The sequence below is a fragment of the Alicyclobacillus sp. SP_1 genome (assembly GCF_024706985.1).
In the GTDB taxonomy this organism is placed as follows: domain Bacteria; phylum Bacillota; class Bacilli; order Alicyclobacillales; family Alicyclobacillaceae; genus Alicyclobacillus_I.
In genome coordinates this window covers 39,765-56,710 of sequence record NZ_JAMCCX010000072.1, presented here as the reverse complement: position 1 = coordinate 56,710, position 16,946 = coordinate 39,765, and the positions used below count along the sequence as shown (strand labels likewise).

Genomic DNA, 16,946 nt, shown 5'->3' with positions numbered 1-16,946 from the left:
GAATTGAATTGGATGCAGAAAAATGGGAAACTTGGTGATCATCGCGCGACTTTATCTTACCACATGTGAGGAAGGTTTTGCCTCGCACAGGACGGAGATTGTCGGAAACTATATCGGTCCTGTGCGACGCTTAACGAATTCCGTAAATCAAGAACCGCTCGTTTGGATTTCGAAAAAATTCGTCCTGCAACAGAATCTCTGTCTGAAGTTGAAAAGCAGTGCGATGATCTAGAAAAAACGTGTAGTCGTCCGATGGATAATAGAGGATAAGATGCATCTCGCGCTGACTGTCTTCAAAAGACTTGAGGATATTGCCTACGACCCTCATGAAAATTTGGACGGAAAATGGATTGAAGAAATAGAATCGGTCATCGGTCGACCGAACGCGATAGTCTTCGGCTAAGCAGTGGTAAAACTGAATGTGTCCAGGGGTCAAGTGGTTCTTTACCGTGTAATTTTTTAAATTCTCTTGCGCGCGCTGGTAGAGAGAGTCATTCATTTCTATACCGATTGTCCGCATTTCTAAAAAATGGTGTACAAAAAAGGGGAATCGACCTTTTCCACATCCGAAATCCACAAATTGATGGGCGCCTGACACGTCGTATTGTCCAAACAACTGCTCTAGTGCAAAGTACGGAGTGGGTTCGTAACGATAGTAATGAAAGCCCATGTGCGATTCTTGGCTACCGCCTGTTCTGATATGAAGGAGCTTTTCGTAATAAGGTTCTTGGTTTGGTCCGTTTCCGGTCATCATCGCCATTCCTCTCTTGCTCATTATCATAACGATGAGACGAAGAATTCACTACTTGAGGAACACAAGGCGGTGCGCTATAATACATAAGCTAATTATTATATGATCATGTAAAGATGCGGGTAGATTTTTTGAAGGCCACTTACAAAAAACTCTCGCCAATCTGAGGAGGAGTGAAAACCATGAATGAGGTACCGAGGTCCTTGGATGAGTGGGCGGACGTGTACAAAGCACTGGCCGATAAGACGAGACTGCACATCTTAGCTTTGCTTAAGTACGACGAGTTATGCGTTTGTGAGTTGGTGGAAGTGCTGGACATCACTCAGCCCGGCATTTCGCAACACCTGCGAAAATTGAGGCAAGCTGGCTTGGTGGCGGAGAGAAAATTTGCCCAGTGGGTGTTCTATCGATTGGACGGAGAACATGTGCCCGTCTTTGCAAGCATTTTGGAGGAACTCCCTGATTGTTCTGCGGAGATTCAACAACTGGCTGCCAAAGGACTTCGAGTCTGTTCTCCGGTCCAGTCAAGCGAGGAGCGTGACACGGTTTCATGATTTACTTGGCAATAGGCATATTTATTGTCACATTAATTTTTGTCATCTGGCAGCCACGCGGCCTATCTATCGGATGGAGCGCAATGGGTGGCGCTATCCTCGCGCTCTTGTTCGGGGTCGATTCGCTCCACAATGTCTGGTCGGTGACAAAAATCGTCTGGGATGCCACGCTCACATTCGTGGCCATCATTATCATATCGACGATATTGGACAAGATTGGCTTCTTTGAGTGGGCCGCGCTGAAAATGGCCCACGCGGCCAAAGGAGATGGCCGTCGCGTATTTCTTTACGTCATCTTGCTCGGCGCGCTCGTCTCCGCGTTTTTTGCGAACGACGGCGCCGCGTTAATTCTCACTCCGATTGTTCTGGAAAAGGTTCATCTCCTGAAATTCGACATGAAGAGGATGATCCCGTTTATCATGGCCAGCGGCTTCATCGCCGACACCACGTCTTTACCCTTGATGGTCAGCAACTTGGTCAATATTGTGTCTGCCGGGTACTTCCGCATTGGGTTTCTGAACTATGCGGTCCACATGATTGTGCCTGATTTATTTTCACTCGGCATCAGCATCGTCGTTCTCTACGGGTTCTTTCACAAAGATATCCCAAAGACATATAATCCGGCTAATTTACCGGCCCCTAAAGACGCGATTGTTCACGGCGGTTTGTTTCGCGCGTCGTGGTGGATACTTGGTATCTTGATGGTTGGCTACATGCTGACAGAGCTTCTGCACATTCCTGTCTCGTTTGTGGCGGGAACGATTGCCATTGTGTTCCTTATTTTAGGCCAACGGACCAAAGTGATTCGTTCATGGAGCGTCATTCGGGATGCGCCTTGGGCCATTGTGGTCTTTTCCATCGGCATGTATGTGGTCGTCTATGGTTTGCGTAATGTCGGCCTGACTGCCAACCTTGGGCATGCTTTGCAGACCTCTACGCATGGCGGTCTCTACGTCGGGACGCTCGCCACCGGGTTTGTCGCCGCGATTCTTTCCAGCATCATGAACAACATGCCGACCGTCATGTTTGATGCGCTTTCCATCCATGCCGCGCATGTGACCAGCGCCATGCACCAGATGATGGTCTATGCCAATGTCGTTGGATGCGACCTCGGTCCCAAAATCACCCCAATTGGGTCTCTCGCAACGTTGCTCTGGCTTCACGTGTTGCGCAAGAGAGGCATCACCATCACCTGGGGACGCTACTTTAAAACGGGCATACTACTGACCATTCCCACCTTGTTTGTCACTCTGTCCGGACTCTACTTGTGGGTGACTCTCATCGGTTAAGCGGCGCTCCATGTAAATGGGTGGAACGCGAAGTTGATGCGACCCGCAAAGCTGGCGGAGCGCGAAGTTGGTGGCGGGACCGTCACTCTTTGAGGTGGCGGTCCAAGAAGGCCGTGTTCGTCAGCAAGCGATGCACGCGGTGCCAAGGTCGTCCCGTTCGACTCATACCGTGCGACTCCTCCGGGTAGAGGACCATCTCGACGGATCGGCCTAAGTATTTCAGTGCACTAAACAACTGCTCTGCTTGCTCAATGGGCAGTCGATAGTCTTTCTCTTGATGCTCAATCAGGAGAGGCGTGTGAATGTTGGATGCATATCGCAACGGCGACTGCTGCCAATAAGGCTCGGGCTCTTCCCACCAGGGCTTCGTGCCATACTGGGGCACGCGGAGCCAACCCATGTCGCTCGAACCCATCGCACTGAAGCGATTGACGACGGAACGCATCGTGATAGCCGCTTTAAAGCGCTGATCATGGGAAATAATCCAGTTGACCATGAATCCTCCGTAGCTACCGCCTGCCACGGCAAGGCGGTCTGCGTCGAGCGCTGGCCATGCGTGGAGGGCTGATTCGAGACCAGCCATGACGTCCCGGTAGTCTTTGTCTCCCCACTTTCCGACAATCGCGTCCCCGAAGCTTTTGCCGTAGCCTTGAGACCCGCGTGGATTGGTGTACACGACCGCATACCCCGCATTCACGAGGCATTGGAATTCATGGAAATAACGGTATCCGTACATCGACATGGGTCCGCCGTGAATTTCCAGAACGGTAGGATGCGGCCCGGGAGTGGTGGGCTGCATGCACCACGTGTGAACTTTGCTGCCGTCCGACTCGGTCGCCCAGATTTCTTGCGGATTAGTGGGGGCGCTGTCTTTGCCGTCGTCCCACGGCGTGGGGGCGAAGGTCACGGGTCCATCCTCATCTCCGAAAGTTCTCCAAGCGATGCAAGACGGGTGCGTTGGGTCGGAAATGGCTAGTGCAACTTCGTCTCCGCGCACAGCGAAGTCGTAGACCACCTGTCGACCCTCCCAGTGGCGCTGGGGCTTATCGTCTCCGCGTGTGTCGAATTCGGTAAGGACGACCTTGCCTTCGTCCGATAGAAGCATCAGCAATCGCCCGTTTTTCCAAACTGGTCGGGCCGAGGAGCTCGCTGGTACGTCCGATCCGCTCTCATCTCCGACGGGTCGGTCGGTTGCACTGGAGAGGTCGGTCCAGGTTTCGTTTGCGATGCTCCATTGATAGAGGGAGGTGAGCCCATAGCCGTGTTCCTCAGGCTTGCTCGCACAAAAGGCTAGCCATTGTCCATCCGGAGAAGGCTGCAGGTCATGGATGGACCAATTCGGCAGAGCCAGAGTCGTCCACTCGCGTGTCGACCAATTCAGTCGTCTGACGCGGGTAATGGACGGGTGACTGTCGTTCGGTTGGTAGACTCGCTGCAGGCAGAATAAGAATTTTCCATCCGCCGAAAAGACTGGGCTTGAGTACATGTCTTCGCCGTTCGTCAGCAGTACGGGCTCACTGTTTGAGTCGCCCGGCGACACCCAGACCAGCTGGTCTCGTCCTTGGTCAAAGAAGCCTTCGCCGTCCAGTTTGTAGTATGCATGATGGATGTGCTTGACGTCGCGGTTGTAGTAGGTATTCCAAGCTTCATCGGGGGCATCGACCGCGGGTTCCGCGAGGGCCTGCTCCTTCTCCAGTCGCGAAGCGGTCACGTGTGCCACCACGACCAAGCCGGAACTGTCAGGGGCAAATGCGAAGTCTTTGACACCTCCCTGCAAAAAGGTCACCTGACTCGGTTCTCCACCATTGAGTGGGAGTCGCCAGACTTGAGAACTCCCAGAGCGGCGGGATAAAAACATCAGCCACTCTCCGTCTGGCGAGGGTATGGGACGCACATCGTGCGGACCGGAGGTCAACGGCACAACATGGGTGTCTCCATGGCGCTTTTCCATCATGACGATTCGGTGGTGCGTTCGGTTTGACCGCTTGTCTGCCTGCGATTCACTGAAGTACAGACGGGGACGAACGGTATCAAATTCTAACTGCCCCCATATGGGCATGGAGAAAATATCTTCAATTTTGGGCAAGAGGATCATTCCTTTCTCAGGGACGGGCAGGGTTGACGTGATGTTTGATTTTCTCTTTCGCCAAGGCGTCAGAGAACTCCTTTCTGGTGCAGACATCTGGTATGATGGACAAAATGATTTTACCGTGATTTTGTGGAAAGGTTGATACGATGGAAGAAGCATTCAATGCCTCTGATTTTATTCGAGAAATCGTTCGTGACGATGTGAAAGGTGGGCGTGTGCGGCAAGTGGTCACGCGGTTTCCACCTGAGCCAAACGGCTATTTGCACATTGGTCACGCAAAATCGATTTTTATCAATTTCGAGATTGCTAGAGAGTTTGGTGGAAAGACCAATTTGCGGTTTGACGATACGAACCCACTCAAGGAAGACGCTGAATACGTGAAGGCCATTCAAGAAGATGTGCAATGGCTCGGTTATCAATGGGATGGGATGTTTTTTGCTTCCGACTACTTTGAGGAGATGTATCAGCGTGCTGTACTCCTTATTCAAAAAGGACTGGCGTACGTCGATGACCAGTCGGCCGACGAAATTCGCGAGACGCGAGGAACGCTCACCGAGCCGGGATTGAACAGCCCATTTCGCTCTCGCCCAGTCGAAGAGAATTTGGTTCTGTTCGAACAGATGCGTCATGGTCAATTTGCAGATGGCGCTAAGGTACTGAGGGCTAAGATGGACATGGCGTCGCCCAATCTGAACTTGCGCGACCCAGTATTGTATCGCATCTCCCACGCCCTTCACCACAATACGGGCGATACGTGGTGCATCTATCCGATGTATGCTTTCGCACACCCTTTGGAGGATGCCATCGAGGGCGTGTCACATTCTCTCTGCACGCTTGAGTTTAAAGACCAACGGCCTCTCTATGACTGGGTCGTCCGAGAGTGTGAAATGCCTCATGTGCCTCGCCAATATGAATTCGGTCGTTTGAATTTGACGGATACCATCATGAGCAAGCGTTCGCTCAAGCAGTTGGTGGACGAAGGCCTGGTGGACGGTTGGGATGACCCGCGCATGCCAACTATCTCTGGATTGCGCCGGCGTGGGTTTACACCAGAGGCTATCCGCTCGTTTGTGCGTGAACTAGGGGTGACTGTCGCTGGAGGAGAAGTTGATTACAAGTTGCTGGAACATCACATTCGCCAAGATTTGAGCCCCAAGGTGCCACGGGCGATGGCCGTATTGCGCCCGTTGAAGGTCATCATCACCAACTACCCAGAGGGACGGGTCGAGATGATGGATGCCGAAGTTAATCCGGAAGACGAGTCGATGGGAACCAAACAAATTCCTTTCTCCCGAGAAATTTACATTGAACAGGAAGACTTCATGGAAGTTCCACCGCCGAAATATTTTCGGTTGTTTCCAGGCAATGAGGTTCGTCTGCGGAATGCGTACTTCATCCGCTGTGAGGATGTTGTCAAGGACGAGTTTGGACGAGTCGTCGAAATCCATTGCACGTATGACCCGGAGACGAAAAGTGGAAGTGGTTTTTCTGGGAGAAAGGTGAAAGGGACTATTCATTGGGTTGACGGCCATACGGCGATTCCTGCAGAGTTTCGTCTGTATGAAGCATTGCTGAAAGGCACAGAAGAGGAGTTGTCGCCATCTGTGGACCTGAAGAGTCGACTCAATCCCAAGTCGTTGGAAGTACTTCACGGTTTTGTCGGCAAAGACCTTGAAAAAGTGGCGGCATATGACAAGTTTCAATTTGTTCGGCAAGGGTATTTCCAAGCAGACCCGAAGGATTTTCGGTCGGACCGTAAAGTTTTCAATCAGATTGTGTCGTTGAAAAGTTCGTATCCAATGAAGTAGTAATGAAGTAGTTTCGAATGACAGGGTGCAGTGAATTTGACGGAAACTGTTGAATCAATGTTTGGCTTTTGGCTAGGAGGCCCGTCTGATGGAGAACCAGGAGGTGGAATTCGACTGGGGGCGCCGTAAAAAAGAGTTGTTTCGTCAAGAGTGCAATGCCTTGGCTGTGCAGTTTCGAGTGCGGGACGTTGTGCCGTCTTCTGCGACCTTTCTCTTTCTACTCGAGAGCCCTCACATTCAGGAGTTAAGGTACGGTGCGCCTGTTTGCGGAGCTTCGGGAGCAGCGATGACTCAACATCTCTTTGGGGACGCGTACGGTCATGTAGCTTTAGGAATATTGGTCGGACAGAAGGTTGAGCAGCGCACAAGCTCACTCGCCATCCAGCGAGTGGGATTAATGAACGTATGCCCGATTCCCATGCAGCGGATTGCCTATGGAAATTCAGCACTGGCAGAAGAGCATGCTGCGCTGCTGTCCATCCTCGGCCATTTGCGTACAGCTGGCGGTTCAGTGGCTTATCGTGACGAAGACTGGTCCATTGTGCAAGAGATTTTGGTAGAGAGCCTGCAGAAGCGGTTGCAGGCTCTCTCGAATCGGACCCTGGTGATAGTGCCGTGCGGGCGTTTTGCACAGAAATTTTTTGGGCTCGCGAATGTCTCCTCGAAGCACTGGACCGTACTCTCGGACGTACCGCATCCGTCCTACAACAATTGGAGCAAGCCTGCTTACCAATCGGTCGTCACACGCCTTCAGAAGTTGTTTCAACAGGAGATGGAGAAGTTGGGCCTGGAAGAATGAGAGAGTTTGGATGAGACGCAGACGGTCGTGAATCTCCTCCTTTCTTCCAGTCGTGCCGATACATCATCAAAAACAGAAAGGCAATCATGAGAAGCAACAGAGGGAGTCCTCCCATCAACAGACGAAAGCCGAGGATGGTTCGACCGGTGGGAACGGGTCGAGTCGACTGAAATCCGGTCCACCAGAAGAAAATGCCCATAATGGCATATTGAAGCGACATGCCAATGCGGACAATGAAGCCGTTCATGCCGTAGTACATACCTTCACGCCGTTTGCCTGTTGTGCGTGCGTCGTTGTCGATGACTTCCGCTAACAGTAGGTTCATCATGACGAGAAATCCGGCAATACCTACCCCGAGACATGTCCCAGTCAGAATGACCGCAATTGATGTACGGTCGAAATAAAAAGCTATCGAAATCAGTCCGAACAAGACGGTGGCAAGCATCGTACCGTGAATATTTGCGGTTTTTAGAGCGATTCGAGACCACACAAACGAGAGTGGGATGGCCACGATGAACATGGAACCGAGAAATAGCGAACTTTGCAGAGGGCTCAGTCGAACTACGTATTGGCTATAAAACGATGAATCGGTGACGAACATCGTCGTCGTCAATTGAATGAAGAGACTGGCAAGGACATAGTACACAAACTGTTTGTTGCGGAATGTCTCGCGCACGGCTTCTCTGAGGCGTAGGGAGGTTTTTCGATACGCAGGGTTCTCAAAAGAGCCATACAGTGAGATGTAGATAGTGATGACAGTGATCGCCGCAAAGAGAATGGCCATAGCTGACCAGCCGACGGACTGACCGAGCGATTTGGAGAGGGCAACCCCGAGGATTAGACCGACAATTCCGAAAAACTGCTGCAAGGCGACGACACTAGAACGTTCTTTCGCAGATGGATACATCTCCGGAAAGAGCGCCCCGATGTTCAGAGCGACGAAGGTGTAGCACAGGTCGAATAAGAGCGTGACTATCAAAAAGTAATAGAGCAGCGCTTCTCTACTGTGAACAAGCGGATGAAAAAGCAGATAGAACAGAACGACCAGCGGCAGGCCGCCGAAGACGATGTAAGGAATTCGGCGCCCCATTCGGAGATTGGTTCGGTCACTGATATGTCCTGCTATGAGGTTGAGGAACGCGTTGATGATGCCATAAACAATCAGACCTGCAGAAATCAGAGTGGCGGAGACGTGCAGATGCGTGACGTAGAAAAAGACGGCGACCGTATTGAATGCTTGCCACAGTAAGTTGACGCCAATCTGGTTGCTGCTGTATGCCAGGCGCTTTTTGAGAGAGACCATCTGGACATCTCCTTAGCTGAAAATCGTGCTTGGAATTGAGTGTAATTCTAAGTTGGACAGAACTTTAAACGACTCTGCACGCCCTTTGGATGAAGGGCTCAAGAGCTGGAATGCTGATTCTGCAGACAATTCAAAATACTGTTTCACCAAAGGCCAGGTCTCGTTGTCAAATTGACTGCGATGAGCCAGTATGGATTCTAACTTTTCTTCAAATTCGTTTGTGATGTCAACGTGTGTATTTGGGTAACTGGTCGCATACCATGCGATTTGCGGAACTTGGTATGGGCTGGCCGAGCAGTCGGCGGACGGCGGATAAAGTATCGCATTGTTGGAAAACAGAATTGCTTTCGCCACGGCGTGACCGACTTTGATGTGGTCCGGGTGCGCCTCATACGGCATCCATGGGTCAACACAGAAAACGAGTTCCGGTCGTTCTTGGCGAAAAATTTCCACCAGTCGCAAGGTCACCTCTTCGCCAGAGTAGTCACCACCGTCTGGAAAGCCAAGGTCGATATGCTTCGCCACGCCAATTTTTAAGCCAGCCTCGCGCTTTTCCTCGGTCCGGACACGGACAATCTCTTCCGGATTCTGCACACTTGGCCAGCCTCCCGCGCGGCCGTCCGTCACCGTTACATAGATGACTTCGCATCCCGCTCGACTAAGCTTCATCAGGGTTCCGGCAGCGTTCACTTCGTTGTCATCCGGGTGTGGCTGAACGGCGATAACTCGTTTCACGTCTAAAATACTCGGCAGTGCCAATAGGTCTCGCAAGTTCACACCCGTAACCTCCTAATCGATGTTGACAGTAAGCACATTTTTTCGTACAGAGTCTGAGTCGGCAAGAGACAAACGATAAAGTAAGCGCTTACGGATTATATATTCGGGCTGGCCTTATAGAAATCCTGTCGAAGCGCTTCGTCATCCTTCTATTGACTCCTAGACCCCAGTTGTTATACTGGAACACGGCGGATTACCGAGGGATGGACGGGCAGAATCACCTCTGTGAGCTAGACGTTTCAGCGGCCGAAGAAGGACGAAGGAACGGAGAGTGGGGAGCAGAGAGTGCAGCTGTGAAAGGACATCGGTCTTACACTCCACGTTCAAGGGGGGAGCCGATTTTTTGTGTGGAGGTGGAAGTTTGTCGAAAGGCGAAATTGAAGACAGCATCAGCAAGGCACTCACGCAATGGGAAAAAGAGTACCTTGGCCGTGGTCCGCTGTTGGTGAAAACGGACATTTTGCGGAATATGGTCGTTGTCGTGCTGAAAGGCATTCTGACACCTGCGGAGCAACAGTTGGCGCGGACGTTGGAAGGTCTGCTGTCCATAAAGCGCATGCGGGCGGATTTGGTGGCGTCGGGTGAACCGCAACTTCGTAAGTTGGTGGAAGATGCCACGGGAGTCGGTGTTGCCAGTTTTTTCACAGATATCAGCACGCGCACTGGAGAACGGGTCATGGTTTTTCTGCTTGAGGAGCCACTGAATATTGTCTAGTCTTTGTTCGCCAATGACGGTCGACCATTAGGAATCCCCATCTGTGGGGAAGCCGAAAGTATACCGGAGCGTCGGGTGCCCATCGAGGGTACGTGACGACTCCGGTTTTGTTGTTGTCAAGGGTGCGTTGCGGGCGGTTCGCTCGGCGGATTGACGGAGATGAAATGGTTGAATACTAGTCAGGAAATCCAGGATGCCGATTGCGCTTCGAGGTAGTTCATCATTTTTAGGAGGTTGATAACATGAGCAAAACACCCATCAGTGTGGCGTACGGAGACGGTATTGGACCGGAGATTATGAAAGCCACCCTTGCGATTCTCGAAGCTGCCGGAGCGCAGTTGGAGATTGAGGAGATTCAAATTGGCGAGAAGGTCTATCAAAGTGGGGTCGATACGGGAATTCATCCGGGTGCATGGGAAAGTTTGCAAAGGACGAAAGTGTTTCTCAAAGCTCCTATCACGACCCCTCAAGGTGGCGGATACAAGAGTCTTAACGTCACCGCACGCAAGGCCTTTAACCTGTATGCAAACGTTCGTCCAGCGATTTCCTACAGCCCGTTCGTCGAAACAAAGCATCCCAAAATGGATGTGGTGATTGTCCGCGAGAACGAAGAGGACTTGTACGCAGGCATTGAGCACCGGCAAACCAAGCAGGTGTATCAGTGCCTGAAACTCATTACCCAACCGGGATCGGAAAGAGTCATTCGATATGCATTTGAATACGCCAAGCGTCACGGCCGCAAGCGCGTGACATGCTTTGTCAAGGACAACATCATGAAACTGACCGACGGACTGTTTCACCATGTGTTTGATGAAGTTGCCAAAGAATACCCAGAGATTGAACATGATGCGTGGATTGTCGACATTGGCGCAGCGCGGCTGGCAACGACTCCGGAGGCATTTGACGTGATTGTCATGCCCAATCTGTACGGGGATGTGCTGTCGGACGTGACGGCACAAATGTCTGGTTCTGTTGGTCTGGCACCTTCCGCCAACATGGGCGACCACTATGCGATGTTCGAAGCGATTCATGGTTCTGCACCGGTTTTGGCCGGGCAGAATGTGGCCAATCCATCCGGTTTGCTGCTGGCGGCCGTGATGATGTTAGTGCACATTGGGCAGCCGGATGTGGCGACCAAGGTTCACAACGCGTGGCTAACTACCCTCGAAGAGGGGGTTCACACGGAGGATGTGTATCGCGAGGGAGCAAGTCGCGTCCGGGTAGGCACCAGTCAATTCGCGGAAGCCGTCATTGAACGGCTTGGCAAACTTCCCTCACATCTCAAGCCGGTGACGTACACGGCTACGTCCAACGAACGGATGAGCCATACAGAAAGCAAAATTGCGTCCAAAGTGGAAGTGAAGCAGTTAGTTGGTACCGACTTGTTTTTGGACTGGGGACCAGGTTTGCCGGATCATCTCGGGGAAGCGCTTCGAAAAGTGTCAGTAGACGACCTTCGCTTGGAAGTGATTACTAACCGTGGCATCAAAGTCTGGCCGAATGGGCTGCCGGAAACGTTTTGTACAGACCACTGGCGGTGCCGTTTTCGCAGTGCCAGTGAGAGCACAGTGACGCCCACGCAAGTGGTTGAGTTGCAGCGGCGCGTGTTGGAGGCAGGATTCGACATTATCAAGTCGGAGAATCTCTATACTTTTGACGGGGTGCCCGGATTCTCCGCCGTCCACGGCTAAGCACAAATTTAGACCCCGTACATGAGAACGAGCCACGGGCGCAGACTAACAGGGATGCTTTCATCTGGACAGGGGGAAGCAACCATCCGTCCCCCTGCACCGGCAATCATTTTTCTGCGGGTGAACGAAGCGTGTTCGCCCCTAAAGGAGTGCCGATGAAGACTAAGCCTACTCTGACCACAGTCTGCACGTGTCTCTGCGTCTCCTGGCTCTTTCTCGCGTCCGGACGAAACGTGGAGGCTACCTCCACGTCACGGGTGCCCTCGCGTCCATCGGTTTCCATTGTCATTGACACGAAGACGAAAACCCTGAATTTATATGTCCATCATCGATTGTTTCACACGTATCCGGTGGCGCTTGGGAAAGACACCACCCCCACACCCGTCGGTAATTGGATAATAATTCAAAGAGGACGCGATTGGGGATCCGGTTTTGGAACGCGTTGGCTCGGCCTCAATGTTCCGTGGGGGATTTATGGGATTCATGGTACAAATCGGCCGACCTCCATTGGGCACTTGGCGAGTGGAGGCTGTATCCGCATGCACAATTCGGATGTGGAAGAGGTCTACGAGCGCGTTCGAATTGGGACGCCCGTCTCCATTTTGGGCGATCCGCTCTATCCGCTGCGCTCTCTCGAGGATGGCCATGTGGGCGCGGATGTGCGGCTCGTGCAAGACCGTCTATGGCGACTCGGCTTTTATCACGGACCACTGCATGGTCGCTATGACGAGGCGACGATTGCAGCGGTTAAGGCTTTTGAACAAAAGCTAGGACTTCCCGTGGATGGAGTGGTCAGCGAACGCGACTATCGCGCGCTCGGATTGATAGAATGACTTAGGACTATGCATACTGGCGGCGTTTGGATGAGTGTTCGAGCATCCAGGTGACGAGCACTAATAGACCAAGCCCAAGAAACACCAGTGACCAGCGCAGGGTGAGGTCAGTCGTCCAGGCTGCCAGGGCGAAAGGAATAGAACTCGCGAGTGCTGGTATCAGCGGATCGACAAAAGCGCGGCGCCACTGTAACGGCAGGCCATCGTGGCGAAGGTACCAAAACAGGGCTACAGCTGCAACAGACCAGCCCAGTAGGTAGATGAATGGGGCAATCCAGCGGCCGTCGCTGGCGAAGAACGGCACCAACAGGTAGAGAGGCACTCCGGAGATGACCATCGTCCAGAAGTTAGCTCGCGTGCGGCCGAGTCCAGCGAGCATGGTCCCCCCGAGGCGCGGAATGGACGAACTGAGAATGCCCAGAGAGAGAAGGATGACATAGAGAACGGATTGGGAATTGGTGTAAGTGGTTCCGAAGGCGAATTCGGTGATGGGACGAGCGAACAGGCACGTCATCAGGGTCAACGGAAAAAGAATATAGTTGTTGTAGCGAAAACAGAGCGTCGCGCGGTGTGAAGCTTCTCTCGGCTGATGAATTACTTTTGATAAAAATGGCAGGGCGACAATGTTGAATGCCCAAGTGACAATGTTCAAAAATCCAGCGATTTTTAGTCCATTGCTCAGATATCCACTGGCTACGAGCGACACGGTGCCCATGACAATGACCAAATAAGACTGCTGGCAGGACTTCGCAATGTTTCCAGCCCACATGGGTACTCCGTAGCGAATCATCCGGAGCATAAGGCGGCGCCGCGGCCACAACAACAAGCGCACGTGGTAATCACGGCGCGCGCGCCAGAGCACGATGATTGCTGTGAGTGCATCGGCGATGACAATACATAAGGCAGTCCACCACAAAGTGCGTGGTTGGCCATGACCCACGACGGCTCCGATGACAATCGCCGTTGTTGAGAAAATGTTCGACAACACCATAAACGTCATCTGCGCACTGAAACGACGCATTCCTGAAAATGCGGCAACGCCAATGTTCACAAGCGAGTACAATAAGAGAGTGAGCGTGCAAATGAGGATGGCTGGTGCCAGGTGCGGATGTCCGTATCCTTGTGCGAGGACAGAGGCAAACGCCCCGAGCAGGGCCGCCAGAGCGAATCCAATGCCGACACTCGCCAAGGCCGCCATACCGAAAAGGGGAGCCATCACTTTGCGTCCATGGCGCGATGCGAGGTAGGTAATCGAAGAATTAAGTCCGAGATTCAGAAAAACCCCAGCAATTCCGATGATTTGTAGGAGCAAATTGATTTCACCAAACAGAGTCTTATTGGGTACGGTTCTCGCCACAATGCCCATGCCGATGGTTGCGACCGATTGGTTGATGAACAATCCGACGAAGGAAATCGCCACGTTGTGGAGAAGATACCGCTGTGGCGAGAGGTCGGTCTGGTTGTGATTCATGAAACGTGACCTCTTTTCTTCAAAGCTGTGATGTTTATTATAGTCCATTGTCCGAGTGACGCGAGTGTGATGCTGGATTGGAGGGTGGCTGATGTGTGTCGAGCGTTCCCAGACGGTCGCGGCGCAGGTTTTATATGCGGGCTATGCGGTTCATGAGGAACCGTATCGCAGTCCATTGCACAACCCGCTCGGTTGTTACTTATTTCGTCTACAGACAGAGGGAGTTGCCCATACCCGCATGAATCGGGAGTGGACACTCATGCGAGCAGGGGATTTGCTCGTGATGTCACCTAAAGAAGCATACCAAATTGAGATTCCCGCCTCTTCGATTGCAGCGGAAGGTCCGAGTTCCGATTTTTACATCTACGCGCGCGGAGTGTGGATTGACGAATGGTGGGAGGAGAAGGCGCGTCCATCGTGCGTGCATGTAGGCCAAGATTTGCAGCTCATGGACCTGTGTAAATTGCTTGTCGAGGAGTGCGGGCAACACCGCTGGTTAGCCGCAGATATTTCGACCTATTTGCTGCAGGCGCTTTGTCTCACGGCGGATCGCGCTATTTTACTAGCGACCACGACCGAGCGTGGGACGGACAAACTGGTCGTGCAGCAGATGAAAGAGTTCGTTGAGCAACGCGCTCGGCAGAGGTTCACGGTCTCCGATGTGGCTCAGCATGTGGGACTCAGCCCCTCACGGGCAAGTCATCTGTTCAAGCAGGCCTATGGTGTGAGCATCATGCAACACACCCTGGACGTTCGCCTGCGGTTGGCATGTAAGGGCATACGGCTGACAAAGTTGAGTTTGGAGGAAATAGCAGACAGGTCTGGCTTTTCCACGTATTCCTACTTTCATAGGGCATTTCGGTCTCGCTTTGGCGTGAGTCCCAAACAGTTTCGTTCTCTCAGTTAAGTCCCATCGGCATCTTGCGAAGAAAATAGCTGAATTCGACAACTTTTAAGCGGATTGTGTATTCTGTTCCGAGTTGGAATGTGGTTCAATCGCTGAGTGGCTGATTTAACAAGCCGCGAACGAGTCGCCTGTGCGACTCACTATCAGCGAGGTGAAACAACAGTGCCTGAATCCATTCGAAAGCTCTACCCGTACTATAAAGATCATCGCAGTTTCTTGCTGTGGGGTCTATTTTGTCTGATTTTCGCCAATGCACTGAGCCTAGCATATCCCTATTTGTTGGACTTGATTGTCAACCGGGTCATTGTTGCTCATGAATACGGAGAGTTGCCGTGGCTGTTGGCGGCGATGCTCGGAGCCGCCGTTGCCAAAGGGGCGTTTAACTTTGGTCAAGGGTATTTGGCGCAAAAGTTTGGCAGCAACACAGCCTTTGGGCTGCGCAACGCCATCTACCATAAATTAAATTGGTTGCCCTTCTCTTACTACGACGAAACCCACACAGGCGACTTGATGTCGCGGCTGACGCTCGACCTTGACGCCTTCCGGATGTTTTTGGCGTTTGGTATCAACAATTTGGTGGGACTTGGCCTGATTGTGGTCTTCGGAATTGCCTATATGTACAGCATGAACGCTATTTTGGCCACGGTCATTCTCATCCTTATGCCATTTTTAGCCGTCATCGCCATCCGTTTCGACACGAAATTGCGGCCGATTTATCGCACCATCCGAGAAAATCTCTCGACTTTGAACTCGGGTGTTCAAGAGAATGTCATGGGCGTGCGCACGGTCAAGTCGTTCGCGCAAGAAAATCGTGAGATTGGAAAATTCAACGGAAACAATGGCCTGTATTTCACGTCGAACATGGAAGCAGCCGTACTTTGGAAAAAATTCTTCCCCTATATTGAACTGGTGGGCAATGTAGGTGTAGTCCTCGTTCTCGGTGTGGGTGGATATTTGGTAATGACCCATGCGACCAGCCTTGGAAATTTAGTGGCATTTCTCAGTATCGTTTGGTTTATGATATGGCCCATGTCTCAGTTAGGTTACTTCTTAAACAACATGACGCAAGCGAGTGCTGCTGCAAAACGCTTGGATGAAGTGCTGAGCGCACCGCAGGCGATTGCGAATACTTCGCAGTCCGAGGCGCCGGCAGCGCGCGGGCGGGTGAGTTTTTGCAACGTCTCAGCAGGATTTGGCGGACGCGCGGTGCTGACCAATATTGACCTAGACGTGGAAGCCGGGCAAACGGTTGCGTTGCTTGGCCTGACCGGATCCGGCAAATCGAGCCTCGTCCAACTGATACCACGTTTTTACGATCCGCTCTCTGGCCAAGTTTTATTGGATGGTGTTGATGTTCGCGAATGGTCACTCGACCGCTTACGTCGGGAAGTAGCGGTGGTTTTTCAGGAACCATTTCTCTTTTCGACGACAATTTTTGCGAATATAGCCTACGGGAAGCCGGACGCGACGGTCGCCGAGGTGGAACGGGCCGCCGCCTTGGCGGATGCAGCAGAGTTCATTGAACGCCTCCCAGAGGGGTACAGCACGCTGGTTGGGGAACGCGGACTGGGGCTTTCAGGCGGGCAAAAACAGAGACTGGCACTGGCGCGTGCCATCTTGATGAATCCGTCCGTGCTGATTCTCGACGATGCCACAAGCGCGGTCGACATGGAGACCGAATTTCGCATTCAGCGCGCACTGGATGAGCACCTGCGAGGGTGCACGACCTTTGTGATTGCGCACCGCATCTCTACCTTGAAGCGGGCAGACTTCATTGTTGTTTTGGCGGATGGGCGGATTGTCGCGCGAGGCTCGCACGATGAGTTGCTCAGTCAACCCGGTCTGTATCGCGACATATTTCGCAAACAATTTGCGGATGCGGCGCAGGGAGATGAGTTTGCACGCTCGCTGTGGGCAAGTTCTGGAGGAGATAGGGGGTGGGGTGCGTGAAGAGTTCTC

At 52.3% G+C, this 16,946-nt stretch carries 14 protein-coding genes; 9 read left to right on the top strand and 5 right to left on the bottom strand.

Features of this window, described 5'->3' with window-relative positions; all coding sequences use genetic code 11:
• Nucleotides 1-130: 130 nt before the first annotated feature.
• Complete coding sequence (locus tag M4I36_RS14340) at nucleotides 131-754, bottom strand: class I SAM-dependent methyltransferase (RefSeq protein ID WP_258112434.1); 624 nt, start codon at nucleotides 752-754, stop codon at nucleotides 131-133.
• 179 nt (nucleotides 755-933) lie between these two features.
• On the opposite strand from M4I36_RS14340, the gene M4I36_RS14335 reads away from it, so the two are divergent.
• Together M4I36_RS14335 and M4I36_RS14330 are read left to right on the top strand one after the other, a co-directional pair.
• Nucleotides 934-1,305, top strand: a complete 372-nt coding sequence (locus M4I36_RS14335; RefSeq protein ID WP_258112433.1) for an ArsR/SmtB family transcription factor — start codon at nucleotides 934-936, stop codon at nucleotides 1,303-1,305.
• Entirely contained in the window at nucleotides 1,302-2,594 is a 1,293-nt protein-coding gene (locus M4I36_RS14330) for an arsenic transporter (RefSeq protein ID WP_308661300.1), read from the top strand. The genes M4I36_RS14335 and M4I36_RS14330 overlap by 4 nt, the downstream gene beginning before the upstream one ends.
• A gap of 82 nt (nucleotides 2,595-2,676) precedes the next feature.
• Here M4I36_RS14330 and M4I36_RS14325 read toward each other — a convergent pair whose 3' ends face one another.
• Nucleotides 2,677-4,680, bottom strand: coding sequence for a S9 family peptidase (locus M4I36_RS14325; RefSeq protein ID WP_258112432.1), 2,004 nt, complete (start codon nucleotides 4,678-4,680; stop codon nucleotides 2,677-2,679).
• Nucleotides 4,681-4,829: 149 nt separating this feature from the next.
• On the opposite strand from M4I36_RS14325, the gene M4I36_RS14320 reads away from it, so the two are divergent.
• Both M4I36_RS14320 and M4I36_RS14315 read left to right on the top strand, forming a co-directional pair.
• Entirely contained in the window at nucleotides 4,830-6,491 is a 1,662-nt protein-coding gene (locus M4I36_RS14320) for a glutamine--tRNA ligase/YqeY domain fusion protein (RefSeq protein ID WP_258112431.1), read from the top strand.
• Nucleotides 6,492-6,579: 88 nt separating this feature from the next.
• The gene (locus tag M4I36_RS14315; protein ID WP_258112430.1) at nucleotides 6,580-7,290 is read left to right on the top strand and encodes a uracil-DNA glycosylase family protein; all 711 of its coding nucleotides are present in this window, start codon (nucleotides 6,580-6,582) and stop codon (nucleotides 7,288-7,290) included.
• Here the strand turns inward: M4I36_RS14315 and M4I36_RS14310 are convergent.
• Nucleotides 7,232-8,593 carry an MFS transporter gene (locus M4I36_RS14310; protein WP_258112429.1) on the bottom strand — a complete coding sequence of 454 codons (1,362 nt, stop codon included), beginning with the start codon at nucleotides 8,591-8,593 and terminating at the stop codon, nucleotides 7,232-7,234. The genes M4I36_RS14315 and M4I36_RS14310 overlap by 59 nt on opposite strands.
• Nucleotides 8,594-8,605: 12 nt before the next feature.
• The gene (locus M4I36_RS14305) at nucleotides 8,606-9,370 is read right to left on the bottom strand and encodes a PIG-L deacetylase family protein (protein WP_258112428.1); all 765 of its coding nucleotides are present in this window, start codon (nucleotides 9,368-9,370) and stop codon (nucleotides 8,606-8,608) included.
• A gap of 361 nt (nucleotides 9,371-9,731) precedes the next feature.
• On the opposite strand from M4I36_RS14305, the gene M4I36_RS14300 reads away from it, so the two are divergent.
• The 3 genes from M4I36_RS14300 (at nucleotide 9,732) to M4I36_RS14290 (ending at nucleotide 12,609) form a co-directional block, all read left to right on the top strand.
• Nucleotides 9,732-10,085, top strand: a complete 354-nt coding sequence (locus tag M4I36_RS14300) for a Na-translocating system protein MpsC family protein (protein ID WP_258112427.1) — start codon at nucleotides 9,732-9,734, stop codon at nucleotides 10,083-10,085.
• Nucleotides 10,086-10,327: 242 nt separating this feature from the next.
• The gene (locus M4I36_RS14295; RefSeq protein WP_258112426.1) at nucleotides 10,328-11,776 is read left to right on the top strand and encodes an NADP-dependent isocitrate dehydrogenase; all 1,449 of its coding nucleotides are present in this window, start codon (nucleotides 10,328-10,330) and stop codon (nucleotides 11,774-11,776) included.
• A 155-nt stretch (nucleotides 11,777-11,931) separates the two neighbouring features.
• The gene (locus tag M4I36_RS14290) at nucleotides 11,932-12,609 is read left to right on the top strand and encodes a L,D-transpeptidase family protein (RefSeq protein ID WP_258112425.1); all 678 of its coding nucleotides are present in this window, start codon (nucleotides 11,932-11,934) and stop codon (nucleotides 12,607-12,609) included.
• Nucleotides 12,610-12,616: 7 nt separating this feature from the next.
• On the opposite strand, the gene M4I36_RS14285 is transcribed toward M4I36_RS14290, so the two are convergent.
• Nucleotides 12,617-14,080, bottom strand: a complete 1,464-nt coding sequence (locus M4I36_RS14285) for a lipopolysaccharide biosynthesis protein (RefSeq protein ID WP_258112424.1) — start codon at nucleotides 14,078-14,080, stop codon at nucleotides 12,617-12,619.
• A gap of 91 nt (nucleotides 14,081-14,171) precedes the next feature.
• On the opposite strand from M4I36_RS14285, the gene M4I36_RS14280 reads away from it, so the two are divergent.
• Both M4I36_RS14280 and M4I36_RS14275 read left to right on the top strand, forming a co-directional pair.
• Nucleotides 14,172-14,987 carry an AraC family transcriptional regulator gene (locus M4I36_RS14280; protein ID WP_258112423.1) on the top strand — a complete coding sequence of 272 codons (816 nt, stop codon included), beginning with the start codon at nucleotides 14,172-14,174 and terminating at the stop codon, nucleotides 14,985-14,987.
• A 162-nt stretch (nucleotides 14,988-15,149) separates the two neighbouring features.
• The gene (locus M4I36_RS14275; protein WP_258112422.1) at nucleotides 15,150-16,937 is read left to right on the top strand and encodes an ABC transporter ATP-binding protein; all 1,788 of its coding nucleotides are present in this window, start codon (nucleotides 15,150-15,152) and stop codon (nucleotides 16,935-16,937) included.
• The last annotated feature ends 9 nt before the right edge of the window (nucleotides 16,938-16,946 follow it).